At 70.1% G+C, this 26539-nt stretch carries 23 protein-coding genes; 16 read left to right on the top strand and 7 right to left on the bottom strand.

From position 1 onward, the window contains the following. The first annotated feature begins 32 nt into the window (after window positions 1-32). On the top strand, window positions 33-398 hold the full coding sequence (locus ACIRPX_RS29855; RefSeq protein ID WP_404200985.1) for a hypothetical protein: 366 nt from the start codon (window positions 33-35) through the stop codon (window positions 396-398). A gap of 363 nt (window positions 399-761) precedes the next feature. On the opposite strand, the gene ACIRPX_RS29850 is transcribed toward ACIRPX_RS29855, so the two are convergent. Next, on the bottom strand, window positions 762-1661 hold the full coding sequence (locus ACIRPX_RS29850) for an alpha/beta hydrolase (protein WP_404200968.1): 900 nt from the start codon (window positions 1659-1661) through the stop codon (window positions 762-764). Window positions 1662-1770: 109 nt separating this feature from the next. Next, on the bottom strand, window positions 1771-2919 hold the full coding sequence (locus ACIRPX_RS29845) for an acyl-CoA dehydrogenase family protein (RefSeq protein ID WP_404200966.1): 1149 nt from the start codon (window positions 2917-2919) through the stop codon (window positions 1771-1773). Between the two features lie 168 nt (window positions 2920-3087). Here ACIRPX_RS29845 and ACIRPX_RS29840 point away from each other — a divergent pair, with 168 nt between their 5' ends. Next, complete coding sequence (locus tag ACIRPX_RS29840) at window positions 3088-3948, top strand: PaaX family transcriptional regulator C-terminal domain-containing protein (protein WP_404200964.1); 861 nt, start codon at window positions 3088-3090, stop codon at window positions 3946-3948. A 47-nt stretch (window positions 3949-3995) separates the two neighbouring features. Here ACIRPX_RS29840 and ACIRPX_RS29835 read toward each other — a convergent pair whose 3' ends face one another. Both ACIRPX_RS29835 and ACIRPX_RS29830 read right to left on the bottom strand, forming a co-directional pair. Then, complete coding sequence (locus ACIRPX_RS29835; protein WP_404200984.1) at window positions 3996-4868, bottom strand: PaaX family transcriptional regulator C-terminal domain-containing protein; 873 nt, start codon at window positions 4866-4868, stop codon at window positions 3996-3998. A 64-nt stretch (window positions 4869-4932) separates the two neighbouring features. Further along, the gene (locus ACIRPX_RS29830; RefSeq protein WP_404200963.1) at window positions 4933-6324 is read right to left on the bottom strand and encodes an alpha/beta hydrolase family protein; all 1392 of its coding nucleotides are present in this window, start codon (window positions 6322-6324) and stop codon (window positions 4933-4935) included. 630 nt (window positions 6325-6954) lie between these two features. Between ACIRPX_RS29830 and ACIRPX_RS29825 the strand changes: the two genes are divergently transcribed. The 5 genes from ACIRPX_RS29825 (at window position 6955) to ACIRPX_RS29805 (ending at window position 13539) form a co-directional block, all read left to right on the top strand. Beyond that, window positions 6955-8535, top strand: a complete 1581-nt coding sequence (locus tag ACIRPX_RS29825; RefSeq protein ID WP_404200961.1) for an ATP-binding cassette domain-containing protein — start codon at window positions 6955-6957, stop codon at window positions 8533-8535. Beyond that, window positions 8532-9422: a branched-chain amino acid ABC transporter permease gene (locus tag ACIRPX_RS29820; RefSeq protein WP_404200959.1), complete on the top strand. Its 891-nt coding sequence runs from the start codon at window positions 8532-8534 to the stop codon at window positions 9420-9422. The genes ACIRPX_RS29825 and ACIRPX_RS29820 overlap by 4 nt, the downstream gene beginning before the upstream one ends. Beyond that, complete coding sequence (locus tag ACIRPX_RS29815) at window positions 9415-10584, top strand: branched-chain amino acid ABC transporter permease (RefSeq protein WP_404200957.1); 1170 nt, start codon at window positions 9415-9417, stop codon at window positions 10582-10584. Before ACIRPX_RS29820 ends, ACIRPX_RS29815 begins: the two co-directional genes overlap by 8 nt. Continuing rightward, window positions 10581-11840 carry an ABC transporter substrate-binding protein gene (locus tag ACIRPX_RS29810; RefSeq protein ID WP_404200955.1) on the top strand — a complete coding sequence of 420 codons (1260 nt, stop codon included), beginning with the start codon at window positions 10581-10583 and terminating at the stop codon, window positions 11838-11840. Before ACIRPX_RS29815 ends, ACIRPX_RS29810 begins: the two co-directional genes overlap by 4 nt. Before the next feature lie 184 nt (window positions 11841-12024). Then, window positions 12025-13539: a long-chain fatty acid--CoA ligase gene (locus tag ACIRPX_RS29805; RefSeq protein WP_404200953.1), complete on the top strand. Its 1515-nt coding sequence runs from the start codon at window positions 12025-12027 to the stop codon at window positions 13537-13539. Window positions 13540-13974: 435 nt separating this feature from the next. Here ACIRPX_RS29805 and ACIRPX_RS29800 read toward each other — a convergent pair whose 3' ends face one another. The 3 genes from ACIRPX_RS29800 to ACIRPX_RS29790 form a co-directional block, all read right to left on the bottom strand. Next, the gene (locus tag ACIRPX_RS29800; RefSeq protein ID WP_404200951.1) at window positions 13975-14178 is read right to left on the bottom strand and encodes a hypothetical protein; all 204 of its coding nucleotides are present in this window, start codon (window positions 14176-14178) and stop codon (window positions 13975-13977) included. Between the two features lie 41 nt (window positions 14179-14219). Then, entirely contained in the window at window positions 14220-14903 is a 684-nt protein-coding gene (locus tag ACIRPX_RS29795) for a GntR family transcriptional regulator (RefSeq protein WP_404200982.1), read from the bottom strand. Window positions 14904-15224: 321 nt separating this feature from the next. Beyond that, window positions 15225-16373 carry a lactonase family protein gene (locus ACIRPX_RS29790; protein WP_404200949.1) on the bottom strand — a complete coding sequence of 383 codons (1149 nt, stop codon included), beginning with the start codon at window positions 16371-16373 and terminating at the stop codon, window positions 15225-15227. Window positions 16374-17115: 742 nt separating this feature from the next. Here ACIRPX_RS29790 and ACIRPX_RS29785 point away from each other — a divergent pair. The 9 genes from ACIRPX_RS29785 to ACIRPX_RS29745 all read left to right on the top strand — a co-directional run bounded on the left by ACIRPX_RS29785 (window position 17116) and on the right by ACIRPX_RS29745 (window position 26482). Beyond that, window positions 17116-17910 carry an ABC transporter ATP-binding protein gene (locus ACIRPX_RS29785; RefSeq protein ID WP_404200947.1) on the top strand — a complete coding sequence of 265 codons (795 nt, stop codon included), beginning with the start codon at window positions 17116-17118 and terminating at the stop codon, window positions 17908-17910. 145 nt (window positions 17911-18055) lie between these two features. Then, window positions 18056-18712: an SRPBCC domain-containing protein gene (locus ACIRPX_RS29780; protein ID WP_404200945.1), complete on the top strand. Its 657-nt coding sequence runs from the start codon at window positions 18056-18058 to the stop codon at window positions 18710-18712. Beyond that, window positions 18709-19569 (top strand): HpcH/HpaI aldolase/citrate lyase family protein, encoded by an 861-nt coding sequence (locus tag ACIRPX_RS29775; protein WP_404200943.1) that lies wholly within the window; start codon window positions 18709-18711, stop codon window positions 19567-19569. The genes ACIRPX_RS29780 and ACIRPX_RS29775 overlap by 4 nt, the downstream gene beginning before the upstream one ends. Window positions 19570-19632: 63 nt before the next feature. After that, window positions 19633-20727, top strand: coding sequence for an amidohydrolase family protein (locus ACIRPX_RS29770; protein WP_404200941.1), 1095 nt, complete (start codon window positions 19633-19635; stop codon window positions 20725-20727). Further along, the gene (locus ACIRPX_RS29765; protein WP_404200939.1) at window positions 20724-22379 is read left to right on the top strand and encodes a thiamine pyrophosphate-binding protein; all 1656 of its coding nucleotides are present in this window, start codon (window positions 20724-20726) and stop codon (window positions 22377-22379) included. The genes ACIRPX_RS29770 and ACIRPX_RS29765 overlap by 4 nt, the downstream gene beginning before the upstream one ends. A 5-nt stretch (window positions 22380-22384) precedes the next feature. Beyond that, on the top strand, window positions 22385-23296 hold the full coding sequence (locus tag ACIRPX_RS29760) for an ABC transporter substrate-binding protein (RefSeq protein ID WP_404200937.1): 912 nt from the start codon (window positions 22385-22387) through the stop codon (window positions 23294-23296). Window positions 23297-23342: 46 nt separating this feature from the next. Beyond that, on the top strand, window positions 23343-24521 hold the full coding sequence (locus ACIRPX_RS29755) for a DUF3500 domain-containing protein (RefSeq protein ID WP_404200935.1): 1179 nt from the start codon (window positions 23343-23345) through the stop codon (window positions 24519-24521). 35 nt (window positions 24522-24556) lie between these two features. Further along, entirely contained in the window at window positions 24557-25435 is an 879-nt protein-coding gene (locus tag ACIRPX_RS29750; RefSeq protein WP_404200933.1) for a hypothetical protein, read from the top strand. Window positions 25436-25498: 63 nt separating this feature from the next. After that, a complete protein-coding gene (locus ACIRPX_RS29745; RefSeq protein WP_404200931.1) occupies window positions 25499-26482 on the top strand; it encodes an ABC transporter substrate-binding protein in 984 nt (327 codons plus the stop codon). Window positions 26483-26539: the final 57 nt, after the last annotated feature.

The following is a 26539-nucleotide window of genomic DNA, read 5'->3' as shown; positions in this document are numbered from 1 at the left end:
ACCGAACCAGACGCCCGAACTCTCCCGCAACAATGCCGACACCATGCCTGATCAGCGGAAACTCAACGACCACATCCGGAAAGACAACGGCTTCTCAGCCAACCGACGACGCCCTTGCGCCGCATCCGGACACCCTGGACATCATCAGAAACCGGCGCACCAAGCGCGGACAACTCAACCACGCGGTCCCCGAAGTCCTTCAACTCCAGCGCCGGATCCGGCGCTACAACGCCGACACCGACCTCCCCCACGGCGACATCGTCGCCCTCGCCCTGGACACCTGGCTCCGTGCAAAGGGCTACCCTCCCGGCCCGGGCCTCGACCGGGTTGGAAATGCCATGACCGGGCAACACGATCAACTGCGCTCCACTCGCTCATCCGGCAGCTCCTTGCGCTGACCGGGACGTCTGATCAGCTCCCGTTGCTTGATCGCTCCGCTCCCATCCGCATGCCAGCAGACCTCTGGGTGCATAGTCGGTGTCCCGGGGTTTTGTTGTCGCCTGTAGCCTGCGCACCACTGCCGCCACGTGGCGCGTTGCCGTCGCCCTCCCCGTGGGTGTCCGCGCGAGCCGCTTCTCCTGCGATAGGCCCCTCGTTCGGCATCCCGGCCGGCCGCGGCCGCCCGTCCGCCCCCGACCCGCTCCGCAGGGCCCCGGCCGCCGGCCTGCCACGGTTGGGGGTACGGATCGTACGCACTCCGACGGACCACCCTTCACCGAGCGGGCAGGTAGCGGCCCGCCCGATGCGCCGGAGTGGCAGCGTCAGGGACGGTCGCCGAGCGCGGAGCGCAGAGTCGCGGCCATCAGCTCGATGGCCTCTTCGGCCGCCGGCACCGGGCCGGTGTGGGTGAAGTAGTGGTCGGCGCCCTCGAAGACGCGGTGGGTGACCGGCACGCCCGCCGCGTCCAGAGCCTTGGCATAGGCATCGCCCTCGTCGCGCAGGCGATCGTTCTCGGCGGTGATGACCAGGGCCGCAGGCAGTCCGGCGAGGCCCTCGGCCAGCCCGGGCGAGACGAGAGGATGCGCGCGGTCGGCCGGATCGGGGACGTAGGCGTCGGTGAAGACGCGCATGAGCCGAGGGCTGAGGAGCGGCTTGGCGACAAGGGACTGCTTGGTGGCCGGGTCGGCGAGCTGGTCGAGCGGGGCGGAGTCGAGGATCTGGAGGCGGGGCGTGAAGGTGCCGCGGTCCCGGGCCAGGCGGCAGACGGCGGCGGTCAGGTTCGCTCCGGCACTGTGCCCGCCCACGGCGAGCCGGGAACCGTCCCAGCCACCGCCCGGACCGTTCTCCGCGAACCATGCCGTGACGTCGTACGCCTGGGTGACGGCGGCGGGATAGGGCCGCTGCGGGGCGACGGCGTAGTCCACGTTGACCACGACGCAGTCGGCCGCGGCGGCTATGTAGCGGCAGATGTGGTCGTCCTGCTCCGGGCGGCCGACCACGAAACCGCCACCGTGGAAGTTGACGTACACCGGGACGGGCGCCTCGGTCGCGGCCGGGGGGCGGTAGACGGTGCAGGTGACCGGTCCGGCGCCGGTCTCCACCCGAAGGGTTTCGGTGCGCGCCGGGATGTCGGTGAAGCGGAGGTCCTTGTGCACCCGGGCCATCGCTCGGCCGAGCAGGAGCTGGATACTTCTGGCCTGGAGTCTTGAGCTGAAGGGCATGACCCGCCTCGCATGTGTAACGTTCAAATAGCAGGAATCCTGATAATGGGCCCTTGGGGCGGGCCGCGCAAGACGCGACGGCGCCACGCCTCACCGCTCGGTGTGCGGGTCAACGCACGAGTGACTTGCCGATGATCTCCTTCATGATCTCGGTGGTGCCGGCGAACAGGGTGCTGGCGCGGCTGTCGACGAAGTCCTTGGCGATCGGATACTCCGTCATGTAGCCGTATCCGCCGTGCAGTTGAAGGCATCGCGACACGATCTGCTGCTGGTGCTCGGTCACCCACCACTTGGCCATGGCCGCCTCGGTGGGCGTCAGCCGGCCGGCCACCAGTTCGCCCACGCAGCGGTCGGTGAAGGTCTGGGCGATCTCCGTCTCGGTCGCCAGCTCGGCCAGGGTGAACCGGGTCGCCTGCAACTCGGACAGCGGGCGCCCGAAGACGGTCCGCTCCCGGGTGTAGGCGATCGCCTGCTCCAGGACCCGCCGCATGGTGGCGACCGCCGTCACGGCGACGCTGATGCGTTCCTGCGGCAGGTTCCGCTTCAGGTACTCCATGCCCCGCCCTTCCTCGCCGAGCAGGTTCGCGGCCGGGACGAGCACGTCGGTGAAGGACAGTTCGGCGGTGTCCTGGGCGGACAGGCCGAGCTTGTGGAGCTTGCGACCGCGCTCGAAGCCGGGCATCTCCCGCTCCACGACGAAGAGACTGAGCCCCTCCTGCCCGTCGTCGGCCACCGTACGGGCCACCACGATCGCGAGGTCGGCGAGCATGCCGTTGCTGATGAAGGTCTTCGCTCCGTTCAGCAGGTAGCCGTCCGCCTGCCGTTCGGCCCGGGAGCGCATCCCCCGCAGATCGCTGCCGGCGGCGGGCTCGGTCATGGCGATCGCCGCGACCAAGCTGCCGTCGGCGAGCCCCGGCAGCCAGCGCGCCTTCTGCTCGGGGGCGGCCAGCTCCCGGAAGTAGGGGGCGATCAGATCGGTGAAGCCGTTCAGGTTCATGGAGACCGAGGTGGCACCCGCGCGGCACAACTCCTCGATGAGAACAGCGTTGTAACGGAAGTCGTCCACGCCGCTGCCGCCGTACTCCTCCTCCACGCCCAGCCCGAGCAGCCCGGCGGCGCCCGCTGCCCGGTACAACGACCGGTCGACTTCGCCCGCGGCCTCCCAGGCGTCGAGATGTGGGGCGACCTCTTTCGCGACGAAGGCCCGGGCCATGGCCCGGAAGTCCTCGTGGTCGGTGTCGTAGAGATCGCGCTTCATACGGGATGCCTCCTCGATCGTGCGGCGGGCAGTGGCCCCAGAAGCAGAGTATGTCGGATCCAATCCGACCGGAAGTAGTCCGACACAAAATGGCCTCGGGGGCGCGACCGGCGGCACCGCGACCCGGGCGAGAATGGGGACCGAAGCCCGCGGAACGAGAGGCGAGTGATGAGACTGCGCGTGGACCTGCCGCAGGACGAGGCGAAGAACAGCACCCAGCTGCTGATCCTGGCGATCTACGGGCACTACTCACGGCTGATACGGGGGTGGTCCTCGGTGGCCGACCTGATCACGCTCCTGGAGCGGCTGGGCGTTCCGGCCCAGGCCACCCGCTCGGCCGTGACCCGGATGACCCGCCGCGACCTGCTGATCCCCGAGCGACGCGGAACAACCCGCGGTTATGCGGCGACCGCCAAGGCGCGGCTCATCTTCGAGGAGGGTGACGACGTCGTCTACGCCCCGCTGAAGCCGGCCCGGCTGGAGGACGGCTGGGCCATAGTGTCGTTCTCGGTCCCCGAGGCCGAGCGGGAGAAGCGGTACACCCTGCGCAAGCGGCTGGTCTGGCTCGGTATGGGCCAGCTCGACAGCGGACTGTGGATCGCTCCCGCGCGCGTTCTTCCCGCTGTCCTGAAGTGGGTGCGCAGGCTCGGACTGGAACAGTACGTCGACGCGTTCACCGCGCACCACGAAGGTCTCGGCGACACCGCCGCACTGGTCCGCCGGGCGTGGAACCTCGAAGAACTCGCCGCCGCCTACGACAAGTACCTGCGCTCATGGTCCCCAGTGCTGGCCGCCGTCAAACAGCCGGACGCCGGCTTCGACGCCGGCGACGCGTTCGCCGTCTACACGCTGGCCCTGGAGCAGTGGATGCGCTTCCCTTACCTGGACCCGGGCCTGCCGGCGGAACTCCTGCCGACCGGCTGGCACGGCGAAGCCGCCCAGCAACTCGCCCACGAACTCCGCGGGCTCCTGGAGGCCCTGGCCTTCGAACACGTCGCCTCCGTCGTCGGAGACCCTGCCGAGCGCTGATGCGCGGGCATGAACCGCGGAACAGCCACAGGCCACTCGCCCACAGCTCAGGAAGGGTCCAGAGGCGTCGTTTCCAGAAGCTCGGCGGCCACCCTTCGAGCGGATTCCCCCGTCTGCTCCGCGATACGCCGGAAGACCTCTTCCGCCGAACGGGCGGGCCAGTTGGGCGGCAGGTGCCGGGCCGGCAACCGGGGATCCGTGCGGATGGTCCCCAGCCACTCGGCGACCAGAGAAAGGTGGGTGGCCAGCGGATCGGCGGAGCGATCGCCGAGGTGAGTGATCCAGCGCTTCTCGAAGGCGGCGTAGCGGGCGGCGACGGATTCCAGGTCCCAGGTGTCGCGGATCATCACATCGATGTCGGTCGCGGGGTCGGCGCGCGCGTGGAAGATCTTGACGTGGGCGGCGATGTCCAGCTCGGCGACGATCTCCGAGATGTCGACGTCGCCCGGGGCGATCCACAGGCCGCTGTACAGGGGGCCGAAGCCGGCCCACGTGAGCCGCGAACGCAGGTCATGGCGCCGGTGCCGCCAGACTTCGGGCAGCGAGAAACCGAGCAGGGTCCAGGTTCCGTCCCAGTCGTCGTTGACCGCGCTGGTGTGCCAGACACGTGTCCGCCCTTTCTGGAGGATCTGCGTCGCGTGCGGGGTCAGGCCGAAGTACATACGGCGCCCCTGCCGCCGGCGCTGCAGCAGGCCCCGGTTCACCATGCGGGTGAGGGTGGAGCGGACGGCGTGTTCGCCGACCCCCACCCGCCCGAGGACGTCGATGATGCTGCCCGAGTAGACACACAGGGGACCCTCTTCCAGGACGTGGTCGCCGAAGAAGGCGAGCAGCAGCGACTGCGGGCGCGGCTGCGGACCGCCGGGAGCTTCCGGGGCAGCGTCCCCGGGGTGCCCGTCATGCGTGTCGAAGGAGAACATCTCGGAGAGTGTCACGTCGGTAAGGGTACGGCCGTCCGCCGTGGGCACGACGGGCGGCGCAGCCTCAGGACCGCGACTGGTCGGCGGGATGGGCGAGGTCATAAGGGCGCGGGTAGGGTGCGGGGCGGTAGGTCACATAGCGCGCAGGCGCGGAAGGGTCGGCCTGCGTGGCGCGGGCGTTGAGGCCGACGGGGTCGGTGCCCTGCCAGCGGCCGGTGGTGATGCGGGTCTCCAGGGCGTCGAGGGCGGCGGCCTGCTCGGCGCTGCTGAACGTGCAGTGGCCCGCGTTCTCGACGAACGCCTGGCGCAGCAAGGGGGCGGCGCCCGCCGCGGTGACCGCTCGGCGGTAGGCGCTCTCCGCCGATACCGGGATCAGTCCGTCACCCGTGGTGTGCACGGTCAGTTGCGGCTTGGTCAGCCGGCCGGTGAAGGAGCTGGTGAGGCCCATCCGTTCGACGGCTTCGGAGTCGGCGGCGACCCGGGGGGCACGGTTCAGTGTGGTGAGGTCCCTCCGCAGGGACAGACCGGCCTTGCGGTAGAGCTCGCCGACCTCCTTGTAGAGGGGCGAGCGGTGGACCATCGCGGCGTAGTCGACGCCGGTGTTCCAGGACATGTTGCCCCCGACCCGGCTCTCGGCCTCCTGCCGCCAGGAGAAGGCGGGGAATCCCACCTGGAGCATGAGCGCCTGGTACTGGTTGGTCTGCTGGGTGTCCCAGTCCGTCGGTCCCGGCCGGGTCTGGGAGGGGTCGTTCCAGCCGGGGATGTCCTGCAGGGCCGCGGCCAGCGCGATACGGGCCCGACCGGAGGCCGTCTGCTGCGCCTCGGTGACGGCCGAGGCCAGCGCGTCGGCCGCCGCGGCGGCGGCCGCCTGGCCGGCCAGGCCGGTCAGAGGGATGTCCGAGTCCGGTGCGAGCAGTGTCCTCAACGCGAAGACCGGGTCGAGGGTGTTGTTCCAGTTGGCCACGCCGCCCTGGAGCAGACCGCACATCGACAGTGATCCGCTGATGCGTTCGGGATGACGTTCGGCGATCATCGAGGTCACCAGCCCGCCGTAGGAGGTGCCCCAGGCGATGGTGCGCCGGGCCGCGCCGAAGCGGGAGGTGAAGGCGTCCAGCGTGGCGAGCTGGTCCGGCACCGCCTCGCTCACCGCCCACCCGTTGCTCGCGTACGAGGAGCCGATGAGCGCGTAACCCTCCTCCAGCAGGAGGGACTTGGTGGCGTCGTCGGGGGCGTTGCGCGCGGGGTTGGGCAGCCCGGCCGGGTTGTAGCCGTGGCTGTAGAGCAGGACCGTGCCGTTCCAGGAGTCCGGCTTGTCCATCACGTAGGTCGCGCCGGACGGCAGAGCGCCTTCGACGTGGGCGCCGGTCCCGGTCGCGCGGGCGGCGGGGGCAAGAGGTGCGGCGAGCAGGAGTGCCACCAGGGCGATGAACGTATGTCTGCGGATGCGGGGCTTCACGAAGCGGACTCCTTGTCCTGGAGCTGCGCGGCGGTCGGCAGCGGGCCGCACACCCGGATCGGACTGCGCGGTCGCTCGGCACACGAGGCCGGCCAGAGGTTCGCGGCCAGAGGCATGCGCCTGCACGGCCTTTGTCGTCCGGAGAATGACACCGCGAAGGTAGGCGCAGATTCTGCGACCGTCAAGAAGTTGCACAGCATTTCGGGCGGTCGCGTCATCGGCGGCTTCGCCCCGGCTTCCCGCCCGGTGGGGCGGACAGCAACCGGCGGATGTATGGCGACCGACGGCGGGGGCGAGGACGGGACGTCGCTCGACTCAGGACTCACGGGCGGGACACGAGGCGCCCACAGGGCACGGGCCCGTCCACGGTCGCGTGACCGAACACCGCCGACCGCCCGGCAGGAGCGCGGCAAGGCACCCGCCGACGCACCGCGACCTTCTGGCCGCCACCGCCTCGCGCATTTGACACCGGTCCGTCTCGATTCCGCCCCCATTTTGATATTCGACAGATGATTGACGTGCGTCACGAGCACATCTAACTTCTGCCTGACGTCAAGCGCATCAGCCGCGACCTGCCGACGCCCCGCGCCAGGTCCCGAGCCCTACTTCCCCCTGACGGAAAGGCCTCTCGTGCCCGATCCACTCCTCACCGTGGACGACCTCGCCGTCGCCTACGACAGCGCCGTTCAGGCACTGCGTGGGGTCTCCCTACGCGTGGACAGCGGCTCCGTCGTGGCGGTACTCGGCAGCAACGGCGCCGGAAAGACGACCTTGCTGCGGGCGATCTCCCGCTCACTGCGGAGCGTCAACGGCGCCGTCACCGGCGGCTCCATCCGCTTCGAGGGCCAGGACCTCGCCCGGCGGGACGCCTCCTGGGTGGTCCGCTCGGGGCTCGTCATGGTCCCCGAAGGACGGCGCATCTTCCGCGACCTCACCGTCGAGGAGAACCTGCGCGCGGGCAGCGCCACCGTCCGCGACAAGCGTGCTCGCAAGGAAGCGTCCGACCGGGTCTTCGACCTCTTCCCGGCCCTCGCGGAACGTCGCGACGCGCGCGGCGGACTGCTCTCCGGAGGGCAGCAGCAGATGCTCGCGATGGGCCGGGCGCTGATGACGTCGCCCAAGCTACTGCTGCTCGACGAGCCGTCGCTGGGCCTGGCCCCGCAGATGGTCGAGCAGATCGGCGACATCATCCAGCAGATCCATGCGCAGGGCACCTCGGTGCTGCTCATCGAGCAGAACGCCGCGATGGGTCTGCGGGTCGCCGACCGCGCCTATGTGCTGGAGGTCGGGGCGATCGCCGCCGAAGGGCCCTCGGCCGAGCTGGCGGCGACCGACGAGATCCGCGACCGCTACCTCGGCGTGGGCTCCACCTCCCCCCAGCGGACGACCCCGGTGAAGGAGCCGGTCGAGGTGCCGGTGCACCTGGAGCGCCCGTCAAGAGAGGCCCGGCAGCTGCGGGTCGAGAACCTGACCGTCCGCTTCGGCGGCCTCACCGCGCTCTCGGACGTGTCCTTCACCGTCGAGGCCGGAACGATCCACGCGCTCATCGGCCCCAACGGCGCCGGCAAGTCGACCTGCATCAACGTCCTCGGGGGCGCCTACCGCGCCACCAGCGGCACGGTGCACTACGGCGACGCCACCGTCACCGCCCTGCCCTCGCACCGGATCGCCGACCTGGGTGTCGCCCGCACCTTCCAGAACATCTCACTGTCGCTGGAGGCCACGGTCGAGGACAACCTGCTTGTCGGCCGGCACCGCCTCATGCGCGCCGGTACCGCCGCGCAGGCCTTGCGGCTCCCCCGCGCGAGGAAGGAGGAGCGCGCCGAACGCGAGACCGTGCGCCGGATCGCCGCCCTGCTCGGTATCGAGCGACTCCTCGGCCATGAGGTGCACGCCCTCTCGTACGGCGACCGCAAGCGGGTCGAGATGGGCCGCGCACTCGCCGCCGAGCCCACGCTGCTGCTGCTCGACGAGCCGGTCGCCGGTATGGCCCACGGAGAGTCCATGGCCATGGCGGACGCCATCCGGGCGGTCCAGCGGGAACTGGGGCTGTCCATCCTGCTCGTGGAGCACGACATGCCCTTCGTCATGGGCCTGGCCGAACGCATCACCGTACTCGACTTCGGCAAACGCATCGCCGAGGGATCACCACAGGAGGTACAGCAGGACCCCACGGTCCTGCGCGCCTACCTCGGAACGGCGGCAGCATGACCTACTTCCTCACCCAACTGGCCAACGGCCTGTCCTACGGGCTGATCCTGGGCCTGATCGCCGTCGGCTTCGTCATCGTCTACACCTCGACCGGCGTGCTGAACTTCGCGCACGGATCCGTACTCCTGAGCGGCGCGTACATCGTCGCCACCTTGCACGATCCGATCGGCTTCTGGGCGGCAGCCGCCGTCGGCGTTCTCGGCGCGGCCGTCCTCGGAGTACTCATCAACGCGGTCCTCGTGCGCAACCTGGCCGAGGCGAATCCCGGGACGGCGGCCATCCTGATGCTCGGGGTCGACATCCTGCTGCTCACCGAGCTCACCCGTCGTATCGGCAACCAGGTGCTTCCCATCGGCGCCCCCTGGGGGGCGGACGTGGTGTCCGTCGGTGGCGTCACCCTGCCGACCGGTCGGGTGGTCGCCGCCGGACTGGCCGTCGTCGTGTTCGGGCTGCTGTGGTTCCTGTTCGCCCGTACCGGCGCCGGCGTCGCCATGCGGGCGGCGGCCGCGGACAGCGACACCGCGGAGCTGATGGGGATCCGGCCGTCCCGCACGGGAGCCGCCGGCTGGGCACTGGCCGGAGCACTCGCGGCGGTCGCCGGCATCTTCCTCGCGTCCTTCCCCACGCCCGGTGTGGCGCCGAGCCTCGCGCTCAGTTCCTTCGCCGCCATCCCCGCCTGGGTGCTCGGCGGCTTCGACTCCGTCGTCGGCGCGATCGTCAGCGGCCTGATCATCGGCGTCGTCACGGCACTGGCGGTCGGTTACGAAGCCGAACTGCACTTCCTCGGGCGCGGACTGGGCGAGGTCGTGCCCTATGCCGTGATGATCCTCGTCCTGCTCGTGCGGCCGTCCGGACTGTTCGGCCGTAAGGAGGCCGTCCGTGTCTGACCTCATCCGCCGGGGCCCGGTGGTCCTGGGCCTGCTCGTGGCCCTTTCGCTCCCGCTGCTCCTCGACGACTTCTGGCTGCAGACCGGCCTGTTCGCCATGGCCGCGATCGTCGGAGCGATCGGCCTCACACTCCTGGTCGGCGCCGCCGGCCAACTCTCCCTGGGCCACGCCTTCTTCGCCGCCGTGGGCGCGTACACCTACGCCTGGACGGTCGGTGATCCGTCGGGGCGGGAAGCCGGCCTCGGGCTGCCGCCGTTCGTCGCACTGGCCCTCGCCGGAGTGGTGGCCGCTGTGGCCGGCGGCCTCTTCAGCCCGATCTCCGGCCGCCTGCAGGGCATCTACCTGGGCCTGGCCACGATCGGACTGGTCTTCCTCGCCCGGCATCTCATGGTCAACCTCGACACACTGACGGGTGGTTTCAACGGCCGGACCGTCGAGCCGTTCTCCGTGCCCGGCTTCAGCTTCAGCAACGCCGACCCGGACTACCTAGCCGTGGCCGGCGTCGAGTTCGGGGGGCTGCACCGGCTCTGGTACCTGTTCCTCGGTATAGCTGTGCTGTCCGCCTGGCTGGGCCGCAACATCCGCGCCGGCCGCACCGGCCGTGCTCTGGCCAACGTCCGCGACAGCGAGGTGGCAGCCGCCGCCATGGGCATCAACGTGGCCCGGGCCAAGGCCACCGCGTTCGTCGTCTCGTCCGCCTACGCCGGTATCGCCGGTGCGCTCATGGCCCTCGCGTACGGCCGGATCGCTCCCGACATCTTCGGCGTCCAACTGTCGATCGACTTCCTGGTGATGATCGTGCTCGGTGGCCTCGGGTCGATCGCGGGCGCCACGGCCGGCGCCGTGTTCGTGGTCGCGCTGCCGCTCGTCCTCGCGCAGTACAGCTCCCAGCTGCCGTTCCTCGCCGCTCCGGGCTCCGGGGGGCTGGACGCGGCGACCCTGGCCCGGCTGCTCTACGGCGCGGCCATCGTCGCCGTCCTGCTCTTCCTGCGCGGTGGCCTGGCCGGCGCCGCGCGTCGCGTCCGCCACCGGCGCGCAGCACAGCAGCGCGACACGAGCGGCCCGCCCCCTGTCCCCACACGGTCACCGGACCCGTCCGGCACGACCGACCCCCCACCCTCGCACCCCTCCGTCTCCATCAGCGTTGAGGAGAAGTCATGAGAAACCGGACCCGCACCACGCTGGCCATCGCCGGCTGCTGCATCGCCACGCTCGCCGCGTGCTCCACCCAGAACCCGAACGCCTCAAGCGACGGAGCCAGTGGTCAGGGCGACGTCAAGACGGGCGCCGGTGTCACCGCCGACACGATCACGGTCGGCATGCTCACCGACCTCTCCGGGCCCTTCGCCGCCGGCGCTTCGGTGCAGGTGGCCGAGACGAAGGCGTACTATGCGCAGCTCAACAAGGACGGCGGCGTCTGCGACCGCGACGTGAAGGTGGACGTTCAGGACCACGGCTACGACCCGCAGAAGGCCGTCACGCTCTACCGCAGCATGTCGCCGGACATCCTCGCGCTGCAGCAGGTGCTGGGCGGCCCGACCTCGGCCGCCGTCCTGCCCCTGGCCCAGGCCGACCATCTCTACCTCGGCGGCTTCGGCTGGGCGGGCAACGCCCTGAAGTACGACAACGCCCAGATACCCGGCACGACCTACAGCGTCGAGGCCGCCAACGCCGTCGACTACCTGGTCGACGATCTCGGGGTCAAGAAGGGCGCCAAGGTGGGTGTCGTCTACTTCACCGGGGACTACGGCAACGACTCCCTGGCCGGTGCCCAGTACGCGGCGAAACAACGCGGCCTCGAGATCGTGCCGCAGGAGATCACCCCCAAGGACACCGACATGTCCGCCCAGGCCTCGGCGCTGGCGAAGGCCGGCGCGAAGGCGGTGATCGTCGCCGCCGCTCCCCCGCAGCTCGCCTCACTCTCCGGTGTCCTCGCCTCCCAGAAACTGAACATCCCCGTCATCGGTCACGCCCCGACGTTCAGCCCGTCCCTCTTGGACAGCCCGGCCGGCCCGGCTCTGCTGAAGAACTACTACGCGTTCACCAGCACGGCCCCGTACGCCTCGGACGAACCGGGCGTCAAGAAGGCCGTGGACCTCTACGAGGCCGCCGCCCCCAAGGGGGCCAAGGGCTTCGAGGTGCCGCTGGCCTACGCGCAGGCAGAACTGCTCACCGACGCCATGAAGAGCGCCTGCGAGGCCGGGAACCTCACCCCTGAGGGTGTCGTGGAGGCGATGCGGAAGACCTCCGACCTCGACCTGGACGGCCTGTTCGCCACGTCTCTCGACTACACCGACCCGTCGCAGCCGCCGACGCGCACCGTCTTCATCTCCCGCGCGGACGCCACCGCGCCGGGCGGCCTCAAGCCGGTGAAGACCTTCGAGGGCCCCAGCGGGAAGGGCTACACCTTCGGCTGAGCCGCCTCCGCCCACCCTGGCGCGAGCAGAGTCCCCCACCTCCTCCATCCGTCGGCCCGGCGGAAGGCGTCCATCGGTGACGCAGCGCCGGGCCGGCCGACCCGGGTGGACCGTGCGCGGCCCCACCTCCGCCTCCGACGGGCAGCACCGCGACCGCAGCCCTCCACCTCTGAAGGAACCCGCGATGCGCAACGAGGGACTGGGATCCTGGCCGGCACGCCGGGCCCGCAAGACACCCCACCGCACGGCACTGATCCACGAGAACACCGCGGTCACGTACGAGCAGCTGTACGAGCGCACCACCCGCCTCGCCCACGCGCTGCGCTCCCGCGGCGTCGGGCGCGGCGACCGGGTCGCCCATCTCGGCCCCAACCACCCCTCCTACCTGGAGACACTCTTCGCGGCAGGCACCCTCGGCGCGGTCTTCGTGCCGCTCAACACCCGCCTCGCCGGACCCGAGATCGCCTACCAGCTGGCCGACTCCGGCGCCAAGGTCCTCGTTCACGCGCCTTCGCACAGCACGCTCGTCGCGGAACTGCCCGGCAGCACGGACACCCGTACCCGTATCGAAGTCGGCCCCGCGTACGAGGAGTTGATCGCCTCGTACGCCGACGAGCCGATCGACGAGCCGGTGACCGCCGACGACATCGGCATCATCATGTACACCTCAGGGACCACGGGCCGTCCCAAGGGCGCCATGCTCACCCACGGCAACCTCACCTGGAACGCCGTCAACGTCCTGGTGGACACCGACCTGACGTCCGACGAACGCGCGCTGGTCGCGGCACCGCTGTTCCACTGCGCGGCGCTGAACATGCTCACCATGCCGACCCTGCTCAAAGGCGGCACGTGCGTCCTGGTCGAGGGTTTCGACGCCGGCGGCGCGCTGGAACTGGTCGAACGGCACGGCATCACCTTCATGTTCGGTGTACCCACCATGTTCGATCTGATGGCACGTCACCCCCGCTGGCAGGAGGCGGACCTGTCCTCGCTGCGCATCCTCAACTGCGGGGGCGCCTCGGTACCGAAGCCCCTCATCGAGGCCTACCAGGAACGCGGACTGACCTTCCAGCAGGGCTACGGCATGACCGAGACGACACCCGGCGCGTGCTTCCTGAGCGCCGAGCACTCCGTCACCAAGGCCGGATCCGCCGGAGTGCCCCACTTCTTCACAGACGTGCGTGTCGTCCGCCCGGACCTCTCCCCGGTCGATCCGGGCGAGCCCGGCGAGATCACGGTCAGCGGACCGAACGTCATGCCCGGCTACTGGGGACTGCCGGAGGCGACGGCCGCCGTGCTCACGGACGGCTGGTACCGCAGCGGGGACGTGGCCCGCCTCGACGAGGACGGCTACGTCTACATCGTCGACCGCAAGAAGGACCTCATCATCTCCGGCGGCGAGAACATCTACCCCGCCGAGATCGAGGACCGGCTGCTGGCCCATCCCGACATCGTCGAGTGCGCGGTCGTCGGAGTGCCGGACGAGAGGTGGGGCGAGGTACCGCACGCGGTCGTCGTACGCCGGCCGGGGACCGACCTGACGCCCGATGCGGTGATCGCGTCCTTGGCGGGACGGCTGGCGAAGTACAAGATCCCCAAGTCGGCCGTCGTGGTCACGGACGAACTGCCCCGCAACGCCTCCGGAAAGCTGCTCAAAGCGCGGGTCCGCGCGCTGTACAGCACCAGCCCGCCGGCGTGAACCGCACCGGTTCCGTGGGAGTACCAGACCGCGGGTACTCCCCCAGCCCGAACTGCTAAAGCAACGGCGTTGCACATGGCGGGACGCCACCTGCGGACCCGGTCCGGCAGGCTGGGCGGACAGTCGCGGTCCGGTGATGCAGCGGATGCGGCGGGCGGTGTGGTTCCGGTCGGTGACGTCGGTGCTGTGGAAGACCGCGCCGCCGGTCAGCTCCCGCAGCAACTGCGTCGGGACCATCGGCCATGCGCGCCCCGACAGCCCCTGGGTGGGGTCGGCGCCGAGTTGATCCGTGAAGAAGGCCTGCAGATCTTTGAGGTGTACCTGGTGCCGGGCCGGTCCTCGGGAAAGGGAAACGGGACCGGGCGGCCGCGGAACTGAGCCAGCAGTCGCCGGTCGAGTTCCGCGTCCATACGGTGTGCACAGGCTTGGAACACATCACCGGTGAAGGGACACCTGGACGCGTGGACCCCAGGCGTGGTCGGTCGAGCGGACGGTGTCGAAGCCCTGCACCTCCGAGCCGCAGCCGATCGGCGCGGCAGAGTACGGCATGCCTCGCAGCGCGGTGTCGAGAACCGGGGCGACGACCTGCAGGCAGAACGGCTGGGCCAGTTCGAGACCGGGAAGAACGCGTCGCGGCACACCCGCCACCCTGACAGAACCTGAGGGACGGCGGCCGTCGGTCAATCGAGGGTGTCCTGGGCCGATCGCAGCAGGAGGGCTCTGCGGGCGGCGCCGACGTGGTGGCGCATCGCGGCGACGGCCGCGTCGGGGTTGCGGGTGAGCACGGCCAGGAAGATGGCCTGGTGTTCTTCGAGCGATCCGGTCCGGGGGTGGGGTGCGGTGAGGTCGCGGTACTGTCTCATGACGAGGGGATAGAGCAGGGTGTCGTAGGCGCGGGCCAGTGTCTGCTGGTGGGCGGCGCGCTTGATCTGCTGATGGAACGTCCGGTTGCCTTGGGAGTAGCCCGCCTGGTCGCCGCTCGCCTGGCAGTCCGCCATGATCTGCAGCGTACGGCGCAGCGCCTCGATCTCCTCCTCCGTCGCGCGTTCGGCGGCCTTGCCGGCCAGGGCGGATTCGAGTGTTTCCCTTGCCTCCAGGATGTCCAGGGCTTCCTCGACGGTGAAGTCCCGGGTACGGACACCCCTGTTGACCTCGCTGGTGACGTAACCCTCCAGCGCCAGCTGCACGAGCACCGACCGCATGGTGCTGCGCGAGACGCCGAATCTCTGGGTCAGGTCCGCTTCGGTGAGCCGGGTGCCCGGCGCGAAGCTTCCCGACTGCAGCAGCGACCGCAGGCCTTCGTAGGCCTGACTGTGCCGCGTCGACGGGCTCTGCTCGGCGTCGGCCGTGTCGTCGTACTGCATCGCGTTCACATGATCACCTGTGGTTCGGGAAGTGTCTGCCGCCTGACGGGCGGTATCGAGCAGTATGACTGGCGGCAACCGGGGCGGGCGCCTCGCTCAGGATGTGTCACGCAGGCATCGACGGGTACCGGGCGAGACCACCTCGACAGTGGTCATCAGGGTCACGGCTTTGCCTCACACCCGTCGAGGGTCTCGGGCCGGCGGTGTTCGCGTGGCGGCGCACGGGGCACCGAGGCGTTCGCGGTCGACCGTGAACGCCGGTGCGGGGCAAGGCCGTTGTGAAGCGTGCGGATTTCCCTTCGGATACCTCCGAGCCGCCGGTCAGTGCTGGTCCGACCGGGTTCGGAAGGCGACGCAGTCGGGATTGGGCACGGCGAGGGAGGTGCCCGTGTCCGTGAGATGCCCGGACACCCGGTCGACCGCGAAGAGGTTCAGGCTTCCGCTCGCCTCGTTCGCGACGAACAGCCACCGCCCCCCGGGGTGCAGCGCGAAACTCCACGGCGTGACGCCGGCGCAGGGAATGCGCTGGATCTCGGTGAGCAGATCGGTCGCGGGGTCCACGGAGAAGACGACCAGGGCGTTCTCGCCGCGGTTGGACGTGTACAGGTACCGGCCGTCACGGCTGACGGCCAACTCGGCTGCGCTCGTGGTCCCGGTGTGGTCGGCGGAGTCTGTCGTCAAAATCTGATGGCCCGTCAACTCACCCTGCCTGGAGTCCCATCCCAATACCTGTAGGTCGGCGGTGAGTTCGTTCAGCAGGTAGAGGGTCCGTCCGTTCGGGTGGAACGCCAAGCGGCGCGGGCCCGAACCCGGTGCGGTCGCGAAGGACCCGGGTCCGTCAGGGGTGCCGGCCGACATCCGGTGGGTGGTCGGGTCGTAGTCGTATACGAACACCCGGTCCGCGCCGAAGTCCGCGACCAGCGCGTACCTGCGGCTCGGGTCGACGACGACGGAGTGGGGGTGCGGGCCCGCCTGGCGTGGATTGGGGCCGGACCCGACGTCCTGGACGACCGAGGCCACGGCGCGCAGACCGCCGTCCGAGCCGACCGGGACGGTCACCGCCGAGCCGGCCGCGAAGTCGGCGACCAGCAGGGTGTCCGCGTTCCTGGTCAGTCCCATGTACGACAGCCCGCCACTGCCCGTCGGGACCGACTCGACGGTGATCTCGTCGAGTTGGTGCAGCGCCCCCGAGGCGTCGTCGATCCGGAAGACCCGGATGTATCCGCCCTGCTCGCTGCCGGCGACGTAGAGGATCGGGCGGGTGGGGTGCGTGGTGACCCAGTTCGAGGTGACCTGGGCCACGGATCCCAGCGAGGTCATGGTCCCGCGGTCGGGGTCGAACCGCACTGCATGCACCTGACCTTGTCCCCAGGTGCCGATGTAGAGCAGGTCGCCCGGCCGGTCCCGTCCCGCGGCGGCGGCCGGCGTGCCGGAGAGCAGGGGAGCGGCGGCCGCGGCCGACATCGTCATGGCCGTCAGCACGGTTCGCCGCGAGGGCCTCGGGGAAGTGGGGCCGTCGTCCCCCGCGGGATGCGGTCGAGTCCTAGGCCGGGGAGCGTCGTTCATCGAGCTGCGCCTTTCTCATGGGCGGGATGCGGGCGTCGCAGCCCTCGGGCCGTGCCGGCGTCGCGGAGGATGAGGTCCGCGAGTTGTCCGACAATACTTCACGGGAACGTAACGTGTCGGGCCCCTGGCGACAAGAAGCGCGCGCGAGAAACCTGCTTCGCGACTCCAGGTGTTTAGATGTGAATGTGGATTGCCTGACAATCCAGGCCTCGCCGGGTGTCGGCGATCACCAGTGGGCCGGCTCCGCGTCCAGCGGCGGCTCGAGTGGGGCCCGATAGGTGCCGCCGCTGGCCTTCGGGGCAGCCGCGGCAGAGGACTCGGCGGGGCGTCGGCACTCATTTTGTCCAACAATGACGAGGTGGCAGTGTCGGCGCACATGAGAAGACGACGTTTTTCTGCAGGATTCTTGTCCGCTCGAGTCGACGGTGTTACGTTCGCATCAAAGCTTGTCGGACAATCTCGAAGATGCGTGGCGTCGCCGAGACGGCCTCGCCGCAGGGATCCAGTCGACCTCGGCCCACTTTCCGAGGCGTCGATCGCCCCCACCGCCACCCGTTAACGTCCCACACCACACCAACGCCCCAACCGGCACGAGCGCACGGCCCCCGCTACGTCTCTTCGCGGTGAGGGAGCCGAGGAGACAGCCATGTCGACCAGCCAGCGCACCTTCCACCCGGAGGCACTCCGTCTCGACGACGTCACCCTGCAGTTCCCCGGCACTCATCAACCGGCCATCCACGGTGTGTCGTTCACGGTCGACCGCGGCAAGGTCGTCGCCGTGATCGGGCCCAGCGGGTGCGGGAAGAGCACCATCCTCAACCTGGCCGCGGGGCTGCTCACTCCCGCTCGGGGCGAGGTCCACTACGCCGGCGAGCGCGTCACCAGCGTCAACTCCGATGCCGCGTACGTGACCCAGCACTCGCATCTGCTGCCCTGGCTGAGCGTCAAGGCCAACATCGGCCTGGCGCTCAAGTTCCGCAAGGTTCCCAAGGACGAACGCGAGGAACGCGTCGCCCACTGGGTCGAGCTGGTCGGACTGACCGGCTTCGAGAACCACTTCCCCCGGGAGCTGTCCGGCGGCATGCAGAAGCGCTGCGCCATCGCGCGTGCGCTGATCTACAACCCGTCTATCGTGCTGATGGACGAGCCGTTCGGGCCGCTGGACGCCATCACGCGACTGGAGTTGCAGCAGGAACTGCTCAACATCTGGCGCGAGCAGAACGGGACCCTCATCTTCGTCACGCACGATCTCAACGAGGCCATCTACCTGGCCGACGAGGTCATCGTGATGTCGAAGGGCCCCGGTACGGTCCGCCGCGTCATCCCGGTGCCCTTCGAACGCCCGCGCCAGATCGGCTCGCTCGTCGAGTCTCCCGAGTTCTCGGAGCTCTACAACGACCTCTGGAGTCTCTTCGCCGCCGAGCGGAAGTCCGCCGCGTAGGCACAGCCGAACCGTCGGACCGGCATGCCGCCAAGTGTCCATGCCGCCAGACCGTCATGCCGTCAAACAGCGATGCCGTCATGCCGTCATGCCTTCCTCAGGTCTCCCATGACGACGTGTCCGCCGCCGAGTTAGGTTCACAGTTTTGATATCGATCAAGGAAGAGATCGCCGTTCCGAGTCCGCCCCGACGCGTCTGGGAGGTCATCTCGGACCCGTCGGCCGTCGTGTCGTGCATCGGCGGCGCGGAGCTCGGGGCGTCGCACGACGACGGCTCCTTCGACGGAACCCTCGCCGTCAGATTCGGCGGCCTCCGGGTCAAGTTCGCCGCCCGCGTCGCCCTGGACCTGGACGAGCCCGAGTACGAGGGCCGTCTGTCGGCCCGGGGCGCGGACGGGCAGGGCGCCACCCGCTTCAGCGCCGGTGCAACCTTCCGCGTCGCCGCGGGAGAGACCTCCGGCAGCGCGCGGGTCTACTGCGACGGAGAGATCAAACTCAACGGCAAGCTGGCCAAGTTGATCGAGTCGGGCGCGGGGATGGTGGTCGCGCGGATGACGAAGGAATTCACCGACGAGCTGGTCAAGGTGTGCGCGGGGCCTGGCGAGCCGGCCCCGGCGCTCGCCACCGGTGCGCACGCCACGGCGCCCACGGCCGCGCCGCGCCGCGCCGGTCTGCTCGCACGCCTGCGTGCGTGGTGGGCGGGGCGCCGGGCCGGACGGCAGGGGCAGCCACCGCGGACGGTGGCGCCCGCGGTGGACAAGTCCGGTGAAGGCGAAGCACTCGGCCAGAGGAGTCGGCGATGACAACGTCCAGGTTGAACAAGGTGATCGGCGCTCTGGACGCGGGACAGCACGTCTTCGCGACCTTCTCGGGGGCCGACCCGGCGTCCGCGACCGAACTGAGCACCTCGGCTTACGACGCGGTGGTGTTCGAGATGGAACACAAACCGTGGGACATCAACGCCCTCAAGGACAGCTTCCAGTACCTGCTGAGCCGGCGTCAGATCTTCGAGGCGGAGAGTCTCGCCCCGGCCGTCACGCCGCTGGTGCGCATCCCCGCCAACGGCGCGGAGAAGGCGCAGTGGCACGCCAAGCAGGCCCTCGACCTGGGGGCGTTCGGGGTCATCTGGCCGCACATCGCCACGGTGGAGGAGGCCCGTAACGCCGTCGCCGCCTGCCGCTACCCGCGGTTGCCCGAGGCCCCGCGCTACGAGCCCGCCGGCCTGCGCGGGGACGGCCCGCACGCGGCGACGCGCTACTGGGGCATCTCCAACATCGAGTACTACGCCCGCGCCGACGTGTGGCCGCTCGCCCCGGACGGGGAGATCCTCGTCGGCCTCATGATCGAGGACCAGCTCGGCATCAGGAACCTGCCGGACATCCTCGACCAGGTGCCGGGGATCGGGCTGATCCTCATCGGCGAGGGCGACATGAGCCAGGAACTGGGCTTCCCCCGCCAGTACGAGCACCCCCGGGTGCTGGAGTGCAAGCGCCGGATCCTCGACATCTGCGGGGAGCGCGGGGTCGCCGTCGGCCACCCCCATGTCACGGCCGGCAACGTCAAGCAGGTGCTCGACGACGGCTACCGCTTCCTGATGTCGGCGCCGGTGCGCACCTACCCCGGCCTGGACAGGGCCCGCGAGCTGACCGGCCGCGACTGACGGCGCCCGGCAGGCCCGCGCGCACCACACGCCCCCACCGCTACGCAAGTCTCGGAGCATTTCATGATCATCGATTGCCATGGCCACTTCACCACGGCGCCTCCCGCGCTGGGCAAGTGGCGCGAGAGGCAGATCCAGGCGTTCGAGGAGTCGGGCGCCCGCGTCCCGCCCGACGAACTGCACATCGGCGACGACGAGATCCGCAGTGCCATCGAGAACGGGCAGCTGAAGCTGCAGACCGAGCGGGGCACCGACCTCACGTTCTTCTCCCCGGGCGCGGGCAAGATGGCCCACCACTACGGCGACGAGCGCACCAGCCTCGACTGGTCGCGTGTCAGCAACGACCTGATCGCCCGGGTGTGCGGCCTGTTCCCCGAGCGGTTCGTGGGCGTGTGCCAGCTGCCGCAGTCCCCGGGCGACGCCCTGGCCGCCTCCGTCCGCAACTCCGTCACCGAACTGGAGCGCTGCGTCGAGGAGTTGGGCTTCGTCGGCTGCCTGCTCAACCCCGACCCCTCCGACGGCTACTACCAGGCCCCGCCGCTGACCGACCGGGTCTACTACCCGCTCTACGAGAAGCTGGTCGAGCTCGACGTCCCCGCGATGGTCCATGTCGCGATGTCGAGGAACCCCGCGTTGCAGGGCACCTGCGCCCACTATCTCGCCGGTGACACCGCGGCGTTCATGCAGCTGTGCGAGTCGGACCTGTTCCGGGACTTCCCGACGCTGAAGCTGATCCTGCCGCACGGCGGCGGCGCCGTCCCGTACCACTGGGGGCGCTACCGCGGCATGATGCAGGACCGCGGCCGGCCGCCGCTGGAGGAGTCGGTCCTGCGCAACGTGTACTTCGACACCTGCGTGTACCACAAGCGCGGCATGGAACTGCTGCTGGACATCATCCCGGCCCGCAACGTGCTGTTCGCCTCGGAGATGATCGGCGCCGTCCGCAGCGTGGACCCGGAGACCGGGCGCCGCTTCGACGACACCAAGTACACCCTCGACTCCATCGACACCCTGAGCGACGCCGACCGACAGGCGGTCTACGGAGACAACGCGCTGCGGGTCTTCGCCCGGCTCGACGGTGTCCTGAAGGCGCGGACGAAGGCAAGCGCGAAGGCACCGGCGACGGCCGCGGCGAACGTGAAGGAGTCCCAGAAGTGAAGGTCTACGAAGCACTCGCCGAGGCGTTTGTCCGGGAGGGCACCAGCGACGTCTTCGGCATGATGGGCGACGCCAACATGCACTGGATGGCCGCCCTCGCCGATCGCGGGGTACGGCTGTACGAGGTGCGGCACGAAGGCTCCGGCCTCGGTATGGCGGACGGCTGGGCGCGCGGCGCGGGACAGCCCGGTGTCGTCACCACGACCAGCGGCCCCGGCGTCTCCCAGCTGGCCACCTCGATGATCGTGGCGAGCCGGGCGAAGACCCCGCTGATCGCCTTCTGCGGCGAGACCTCCCTCGGGGACGAGGGCGCCACCCAGTACCTCGACCAGCGCCGCTTCGCCGCCGCCATCGAGTGCGAGTTCATCCACGTGACCCGGCCCGAGAACGCGCAGGAGGCCGTACGCCAGGCGTTCTACCTGGCCCGCACCGAGTCCAGGCCGGTCATGATCAGCGCCCCCCTCGACGTCCAGACGGCCGAACTGGACGACTACGACGAGGACTACGTCCCCTCCACGGCCCTGATCCGCACGCCGCGCCTGCTGCCCGACCCGGTCGCGGTCGACGCCGCCTGCGACCTCGTCCACCACGCCAAGCGCGTGGTGATCATCGCGGGGCGGGGCGCGCGCAGGGCGGACGCCGGTGAGCAGATCCTCGCCCTGCAGAAGCAGACCGGCGCGCTGCTGGCGACCACCCTCCAGGCGAAGAACTGGCTGTGCGACCGCACCGACTTCCACGTCGGCCTGTCGGGACTGTTCGGCGACAAGGCGTCGATGGAACTGCTGCAGGAGGCCGACTGCGTCATCGCGGTGGGCGCCAGCCTGAACCACTACACCATCGAGAGCGGCTACCTCTATCCCGAGGCGAAGTACATCCAGATCGACACGGCCCCGCACCTGGTGATGGGCAACGGCAGGACGGCCGACTGCTACCTCCAGGCCGACGCGGTCACCGCCCTCACCGCACTGACTCGCGCCCTCCAGGAGCGTGCTGTCCGGCTGGAGGGCTACCACACCGACGCCGTTCACCGGCACCTGACGGCCCGGCTCCAGCCGCCCGCGGAGTACGTGCGCGAGCCCGGACGGCTCGACCCGCGCGAGGCGATCTGGATCCTCGACCACGAACTCCCGGGCGAGATGGGCCTGGTGCTGGGCAGCGGCCACCAGACCGACTTCGGCACCATGCTCTTCCAGCGCTCCCGTGACGTGCTTTCCAACTACGGCATGTTCGGCGCCATCGGCCAGGCCCCGCTGATCGCCATGGGCCAGCTGATCGCGCAGGGCAACCGGCCCGGCTTCGTGGTGGAGGGCGACGCCAGCTTCCTCATGCACCTGTCCGAGTTCGAGACGGCGTGCCGCTACGACGTCCCGCTGCTGGTCGTCGTGATGAACGACCAGGGTCTGGGCGCCGAGTACCACAAGGCGAGGGCGAAGGGCCTGGACCCGGATCTCGCGACCATCCCCACCCCTGAACTGGGCGCCGTGGCCCAGGCGTTGGGCGGCGCCGGCGCCACCGTCCGCACCCCGCAGGAACTGCGCGATGCCCTCGCCGAGTACGTGCGCGCCCCCCGCCCGACCGTCGTCGACGTCCGCATCACCCGTGAGGTGCTCAGCACCCCGTACCGGCGCATCCAGTACGGCGAGGACGTGTGACCGGCATGAGCGAGAACCCCTCGGCGACGCCGCTGACCGTCCTGCTGGGCAACTACCCGCACACAAGGCCGCTGAAGGACGGCACGGTTCCGGTGGCCGGAGTGGAGTGCCGCCACCTGGAGTCCTCCCCGCTGCCCCCGGCGTTCGCCCGCATGGTCCGTGAACTGGCCTACGACATCAGCGAGATGCCGATGGCCACCTACCTCCAGGCCCGCGAGGCCGGCATCCCGCTGACGCTGCTGCCGGTGGTGCTGGTGGGAAGCACCCACCACCGCTCCCTGACCCGGCTGCCCGAGGGCCCGGAGCTGAGCCCCGGGGATCTCGTGGGCCGGCGTGTGGGGGTGCGCGCGTACGGCCAGACGACCGGTCTGTGGGTGCGCGGCTGGCTCCAGGAGGAGTACGGCGTCAAGTCCTCCGACATCACCTGGGTGACCACCGAGGACGTCCATGTCTCCCAGTACGTCAACCCCCCTTACGTGCAGCGGTCGGCTGCCGAGCGGGTCGGGGACCTGCTGCGCTCCGGGGACGTCAGCGCGGCCGTGCTCGGGCCGAAGGCGATCGGCGGGCAGGGCGCCGGGCTGGTTCCGCTCGTCGCGGACGCCGAGGACGCCGGGCAGGCGTGGATCCAGCGGCACGGCACGATCCCGGCCAACCACCTGCTGGTGGTGCGCGACGACGTCCTGCGCGAGCGCCCCGACGCCGTGCTCGCCGTCTACCGTGCCCTGAAACAGGCGATCGCGGACACCGCGGACCAGCGCGACGACTCGCCCGCCGGACGCGCGGTCACGGCCGGGTGGAGCCCCTCGCTGACCGCCTGCCTGGAGATCGCCGGACGGTACGCCCTGGAGCAGGACCTCATCGGCCAGCCGGTGGACGTGGCCGCGATCGAGCACGAGACGGCCTTCCTCGACACATGACCCGACACGTGACTCGACCCATCAGGACATCGAGAAGGGAGCAGCGGTGAGGGAACCGGTAGGGCTGCGCAAGCGGGGCAACCCGCCCACGCGCAAGCCGGAGACATGGACACCCGACCTGCTCGAAAAGGTCGCCTGGCGGGTGAAGGCGGCGAACGAGCCCTTCCGCGGAGTGGCCACGTCCGACGGCATCCGGCCGGGACTGTTCCCGCTGCGCGACACCGGAGCGGACGTCCGCAAGGTGTACCGGGCGGCCGAGGACTACCTGGCGGGCCTGACCGGGAAGCAGCTCGCCGAGGGCCGCTTCCCGATGGACGACGTCAGCTGGCGCCACTGGAACAACGGCGCCCGGTACTTCCTGCGCCACGGCATGCTGCTGGAGGACTTCGACGACTCCCAGCGCGAACGGGCCCTGGCCGTCATCCGGGAGAGCCTCAGCGCGGACGGCTACCGCCAGATGGTCGACCTCATGCGCCTCAACCTCACCATCGGCGAACTGAGCGACAACACCTACGGCCTCAACGAGTGGCTGTACTGGTTCTCCGTCTACGGCGAGCCGGAGAACGGCGGCCCCTGGGGCTGGCAGCTCGACGGCCACCACGTCAACATCAACTGCGTGTTCGTCGGGGACCAGATGGTCCTCACCCCCTCCTTCCTGGGCGCCGAGCCGGTGATCGCCGGGTCCGGGAAGTACGCCGGGACCGTGGCCTTCCGCGGCGAGGAGGCCCTCGGCCACGAGCTGTTCACCCAACTCGACGGCCGGCAGCGGGAAGCGGCCGTCATCGCGGACACCATGCCGTCGGAGCTGTTCGTCGGGGCCTTCCGGGACAACTACGAACTCGACTACCAGGGACTGCGGTTGGGCGAGATGACGCCCGGCCAGCGCGACACCGCACTGCGACTGCTCGGGCTCTACGTCGACCGGGCCGCCGACCAGCATGCGCGGTTCCGCATGGAGGAGGTCCGCGCCCACGAGGGCGACACCCGCTTCGGGTGGGTCGGCGACCCCGACGGCACCTTCTACTACCGCTTCCACAGCCCGGTGATCCTCGTCGAGTTCGAGCACATGCCCGGCGTGCTCTTCGACAACAACTACCCCTCGCGCCGGCACATCCACACCGTCGTCCGCACCCCCAACGGCAACGACTTCGGCGTCGACCTGCTGCGCCAACACCACGAACGGCATCACGGGCACGGTACGGCGCACCCCGCCCAACAGGCGTGAGACGCCCCGTTCCCATGCAACAAGAGGAGACAGAAATGAAGTTGGTGCTCGGCCGGGACGACCTCGCGTCGGCCGCGCTGTCGGCGGCCCGCGAGGCGGGCGCGGAGCCGGAGCGGGTCGACATCAAGCCGGTGCACAAGGCATCGCGCGGCTTCGTGAACGCGTCGGACGTGGACCTGTGCGAACTGGCCATCGTCACCGTGCTGCAGGCCGTCGCCCACGGCAAGCCGGTGCTGCTGCTGCCCGTCACCACTCTGGGACGCCACCAGCACCAGACCCTGGTGACCCTCGGCGGCCTCTCGGTCGCCGACGTCGAGGGACACAGCGTGGGAGTCCGCGCCTGGAGCCAGACCACCGGTGTGTGGGTACGCGGCTTCCTCGCCGAGCAGTACGGCGTCGACCTGCGCAAGGCGGCCTGGACGACGTACGAGGGCCATCACGTGGACGGAGCCGAGGACCCGTCCTGGGTGAAGCGGGCACCAGAAGGCACCAAGCTGCCGGCCGACTTCCTGGCGGGGAACGTCGACTTCGGGATCATGGGCAACGAACTGCCCGCCGACGACCGTATCCGCACCGCGATCGATGACGCCCACCAGGTCGCCGAAGAGTGGTCGAAGGACCAGGGGTTCATCCCGGTCAACCACGTCGTCGGCGTGTCCGAGTCGGCCGCCGCGGAGCACGGGGCCGCCGTCCTCGCCGCGTACGACGCGATGCGGGCGGTGCTCGCCGCCAAGGAGGAGGGCGGCACGGTCGCCCTGCACCCCGTGGGCTTCGCGGGCCTGCGTGCCGCGTTCACCAAGGCCGCCGCCTACGCGCTGGAGCAGGACGTGATCCCGCGGGCGGTGGACTACGACGAACTCGTCGAGCGGACCTGTACGGCACTCGGCGTGCCGCCGTCCCGGCTCGGCGGCTGAGGACCGCGGCACGGACGCTCCACCCCCCACCCCACACACGACACACGAGCAAGAGGACGAGGCATGGACAAGCTCACCGTGGTTGTCGGCGCATACCCGCACGCGCAGCCACTGCTGGACGGCGACGTCGCCATCGACGGCTACCTGGTCGAACCGGTCGAGGTCAAACCGGTCATCGGCGCCTACCGCAGGATGATCCGCGACCTGGAGTTCGACGTCTGCGAACTCGCCCCGGTCTCCTATCTGATGGCACGCCAGGAGGGCATCGCGCTCACCGCCGTCCCGGTGTTCCTCAACCGCCGCTTCCACCACGGCGACGTGCAGTGCGCCGCCGACTCCGGCATCCGTGTGCCCAAGGATCTGGAGGGTCGCCGGGTCGGCGTGCGCGCCTACTCGGTCAGCACCGGCGTATGGGTGCGCGGTGTGCTGCGCGAGGAGTACGGCGTCGGCATCGACAAGATCACCTGGGTGGTCGACGACGACGACCACGTCGAGGGCCGGGTCCCCGCCAACGTCGAACGGGTCACGGACGGCCGCTCGCTCGGCGAGCTGCTGCGCGCCGGCGAGATCGACGCCGCACTGACCGGCAACGCCGGTACCGGACGGGCGGGCGCGCCCCGCGCAGGGTGGACGGCGACACCCGAACCGGAGGCCGGCGGCGACGGCAGTCCCTACCCGCTCTTCCCCGAGGCCGGCACGCTCGCCGTCGACCACTACCTGCGCACCGGCGTCTACCCACTGCACTCGCTGGTCGCCCTGCGCTCCGAACTCGTCGAGCGCGACTCGCAGTTGGCGACCAAACTTTACGCGGCGTTCGCCGACGGCAAGCGCCGCCACCTCGCCGACCAACCCGACTGGGCGGCCGTGCCCCGACTGGCCCGCCAGGGACGGCAGATCGGCCGCGACCCCGTCCCTTACGGCATCGACGCCAACGAGGCCAGCCTGAACGCGATGGTGCGGTTCGCCAAGGAACAGGGCCTGCTCGACCCGGACTTCCCCGCCGACCTGCCCGCGCTGTTCGCGACCGGGGAGTACCCGGCCGCCTGAGCCGGCTCGAACCGGACCCACCGAAGAACCAGGAAACAGAACAAGGGAGCACACCCG

Origin of the sequence: Streptomyces sp. NPDC101225 (genome assembly GCF_044767585.1) — a bacterium.
Classification (GTDB): Bacteria; Actinomycetota; Actinomycetes; order Streptomycetales; family Streptomycetaceae; genus Streptomyces.
Note: the sequence above shows the minus strand (reverse complement) of the source record. Positions and strands in the feature narration are given on the sequence as shown.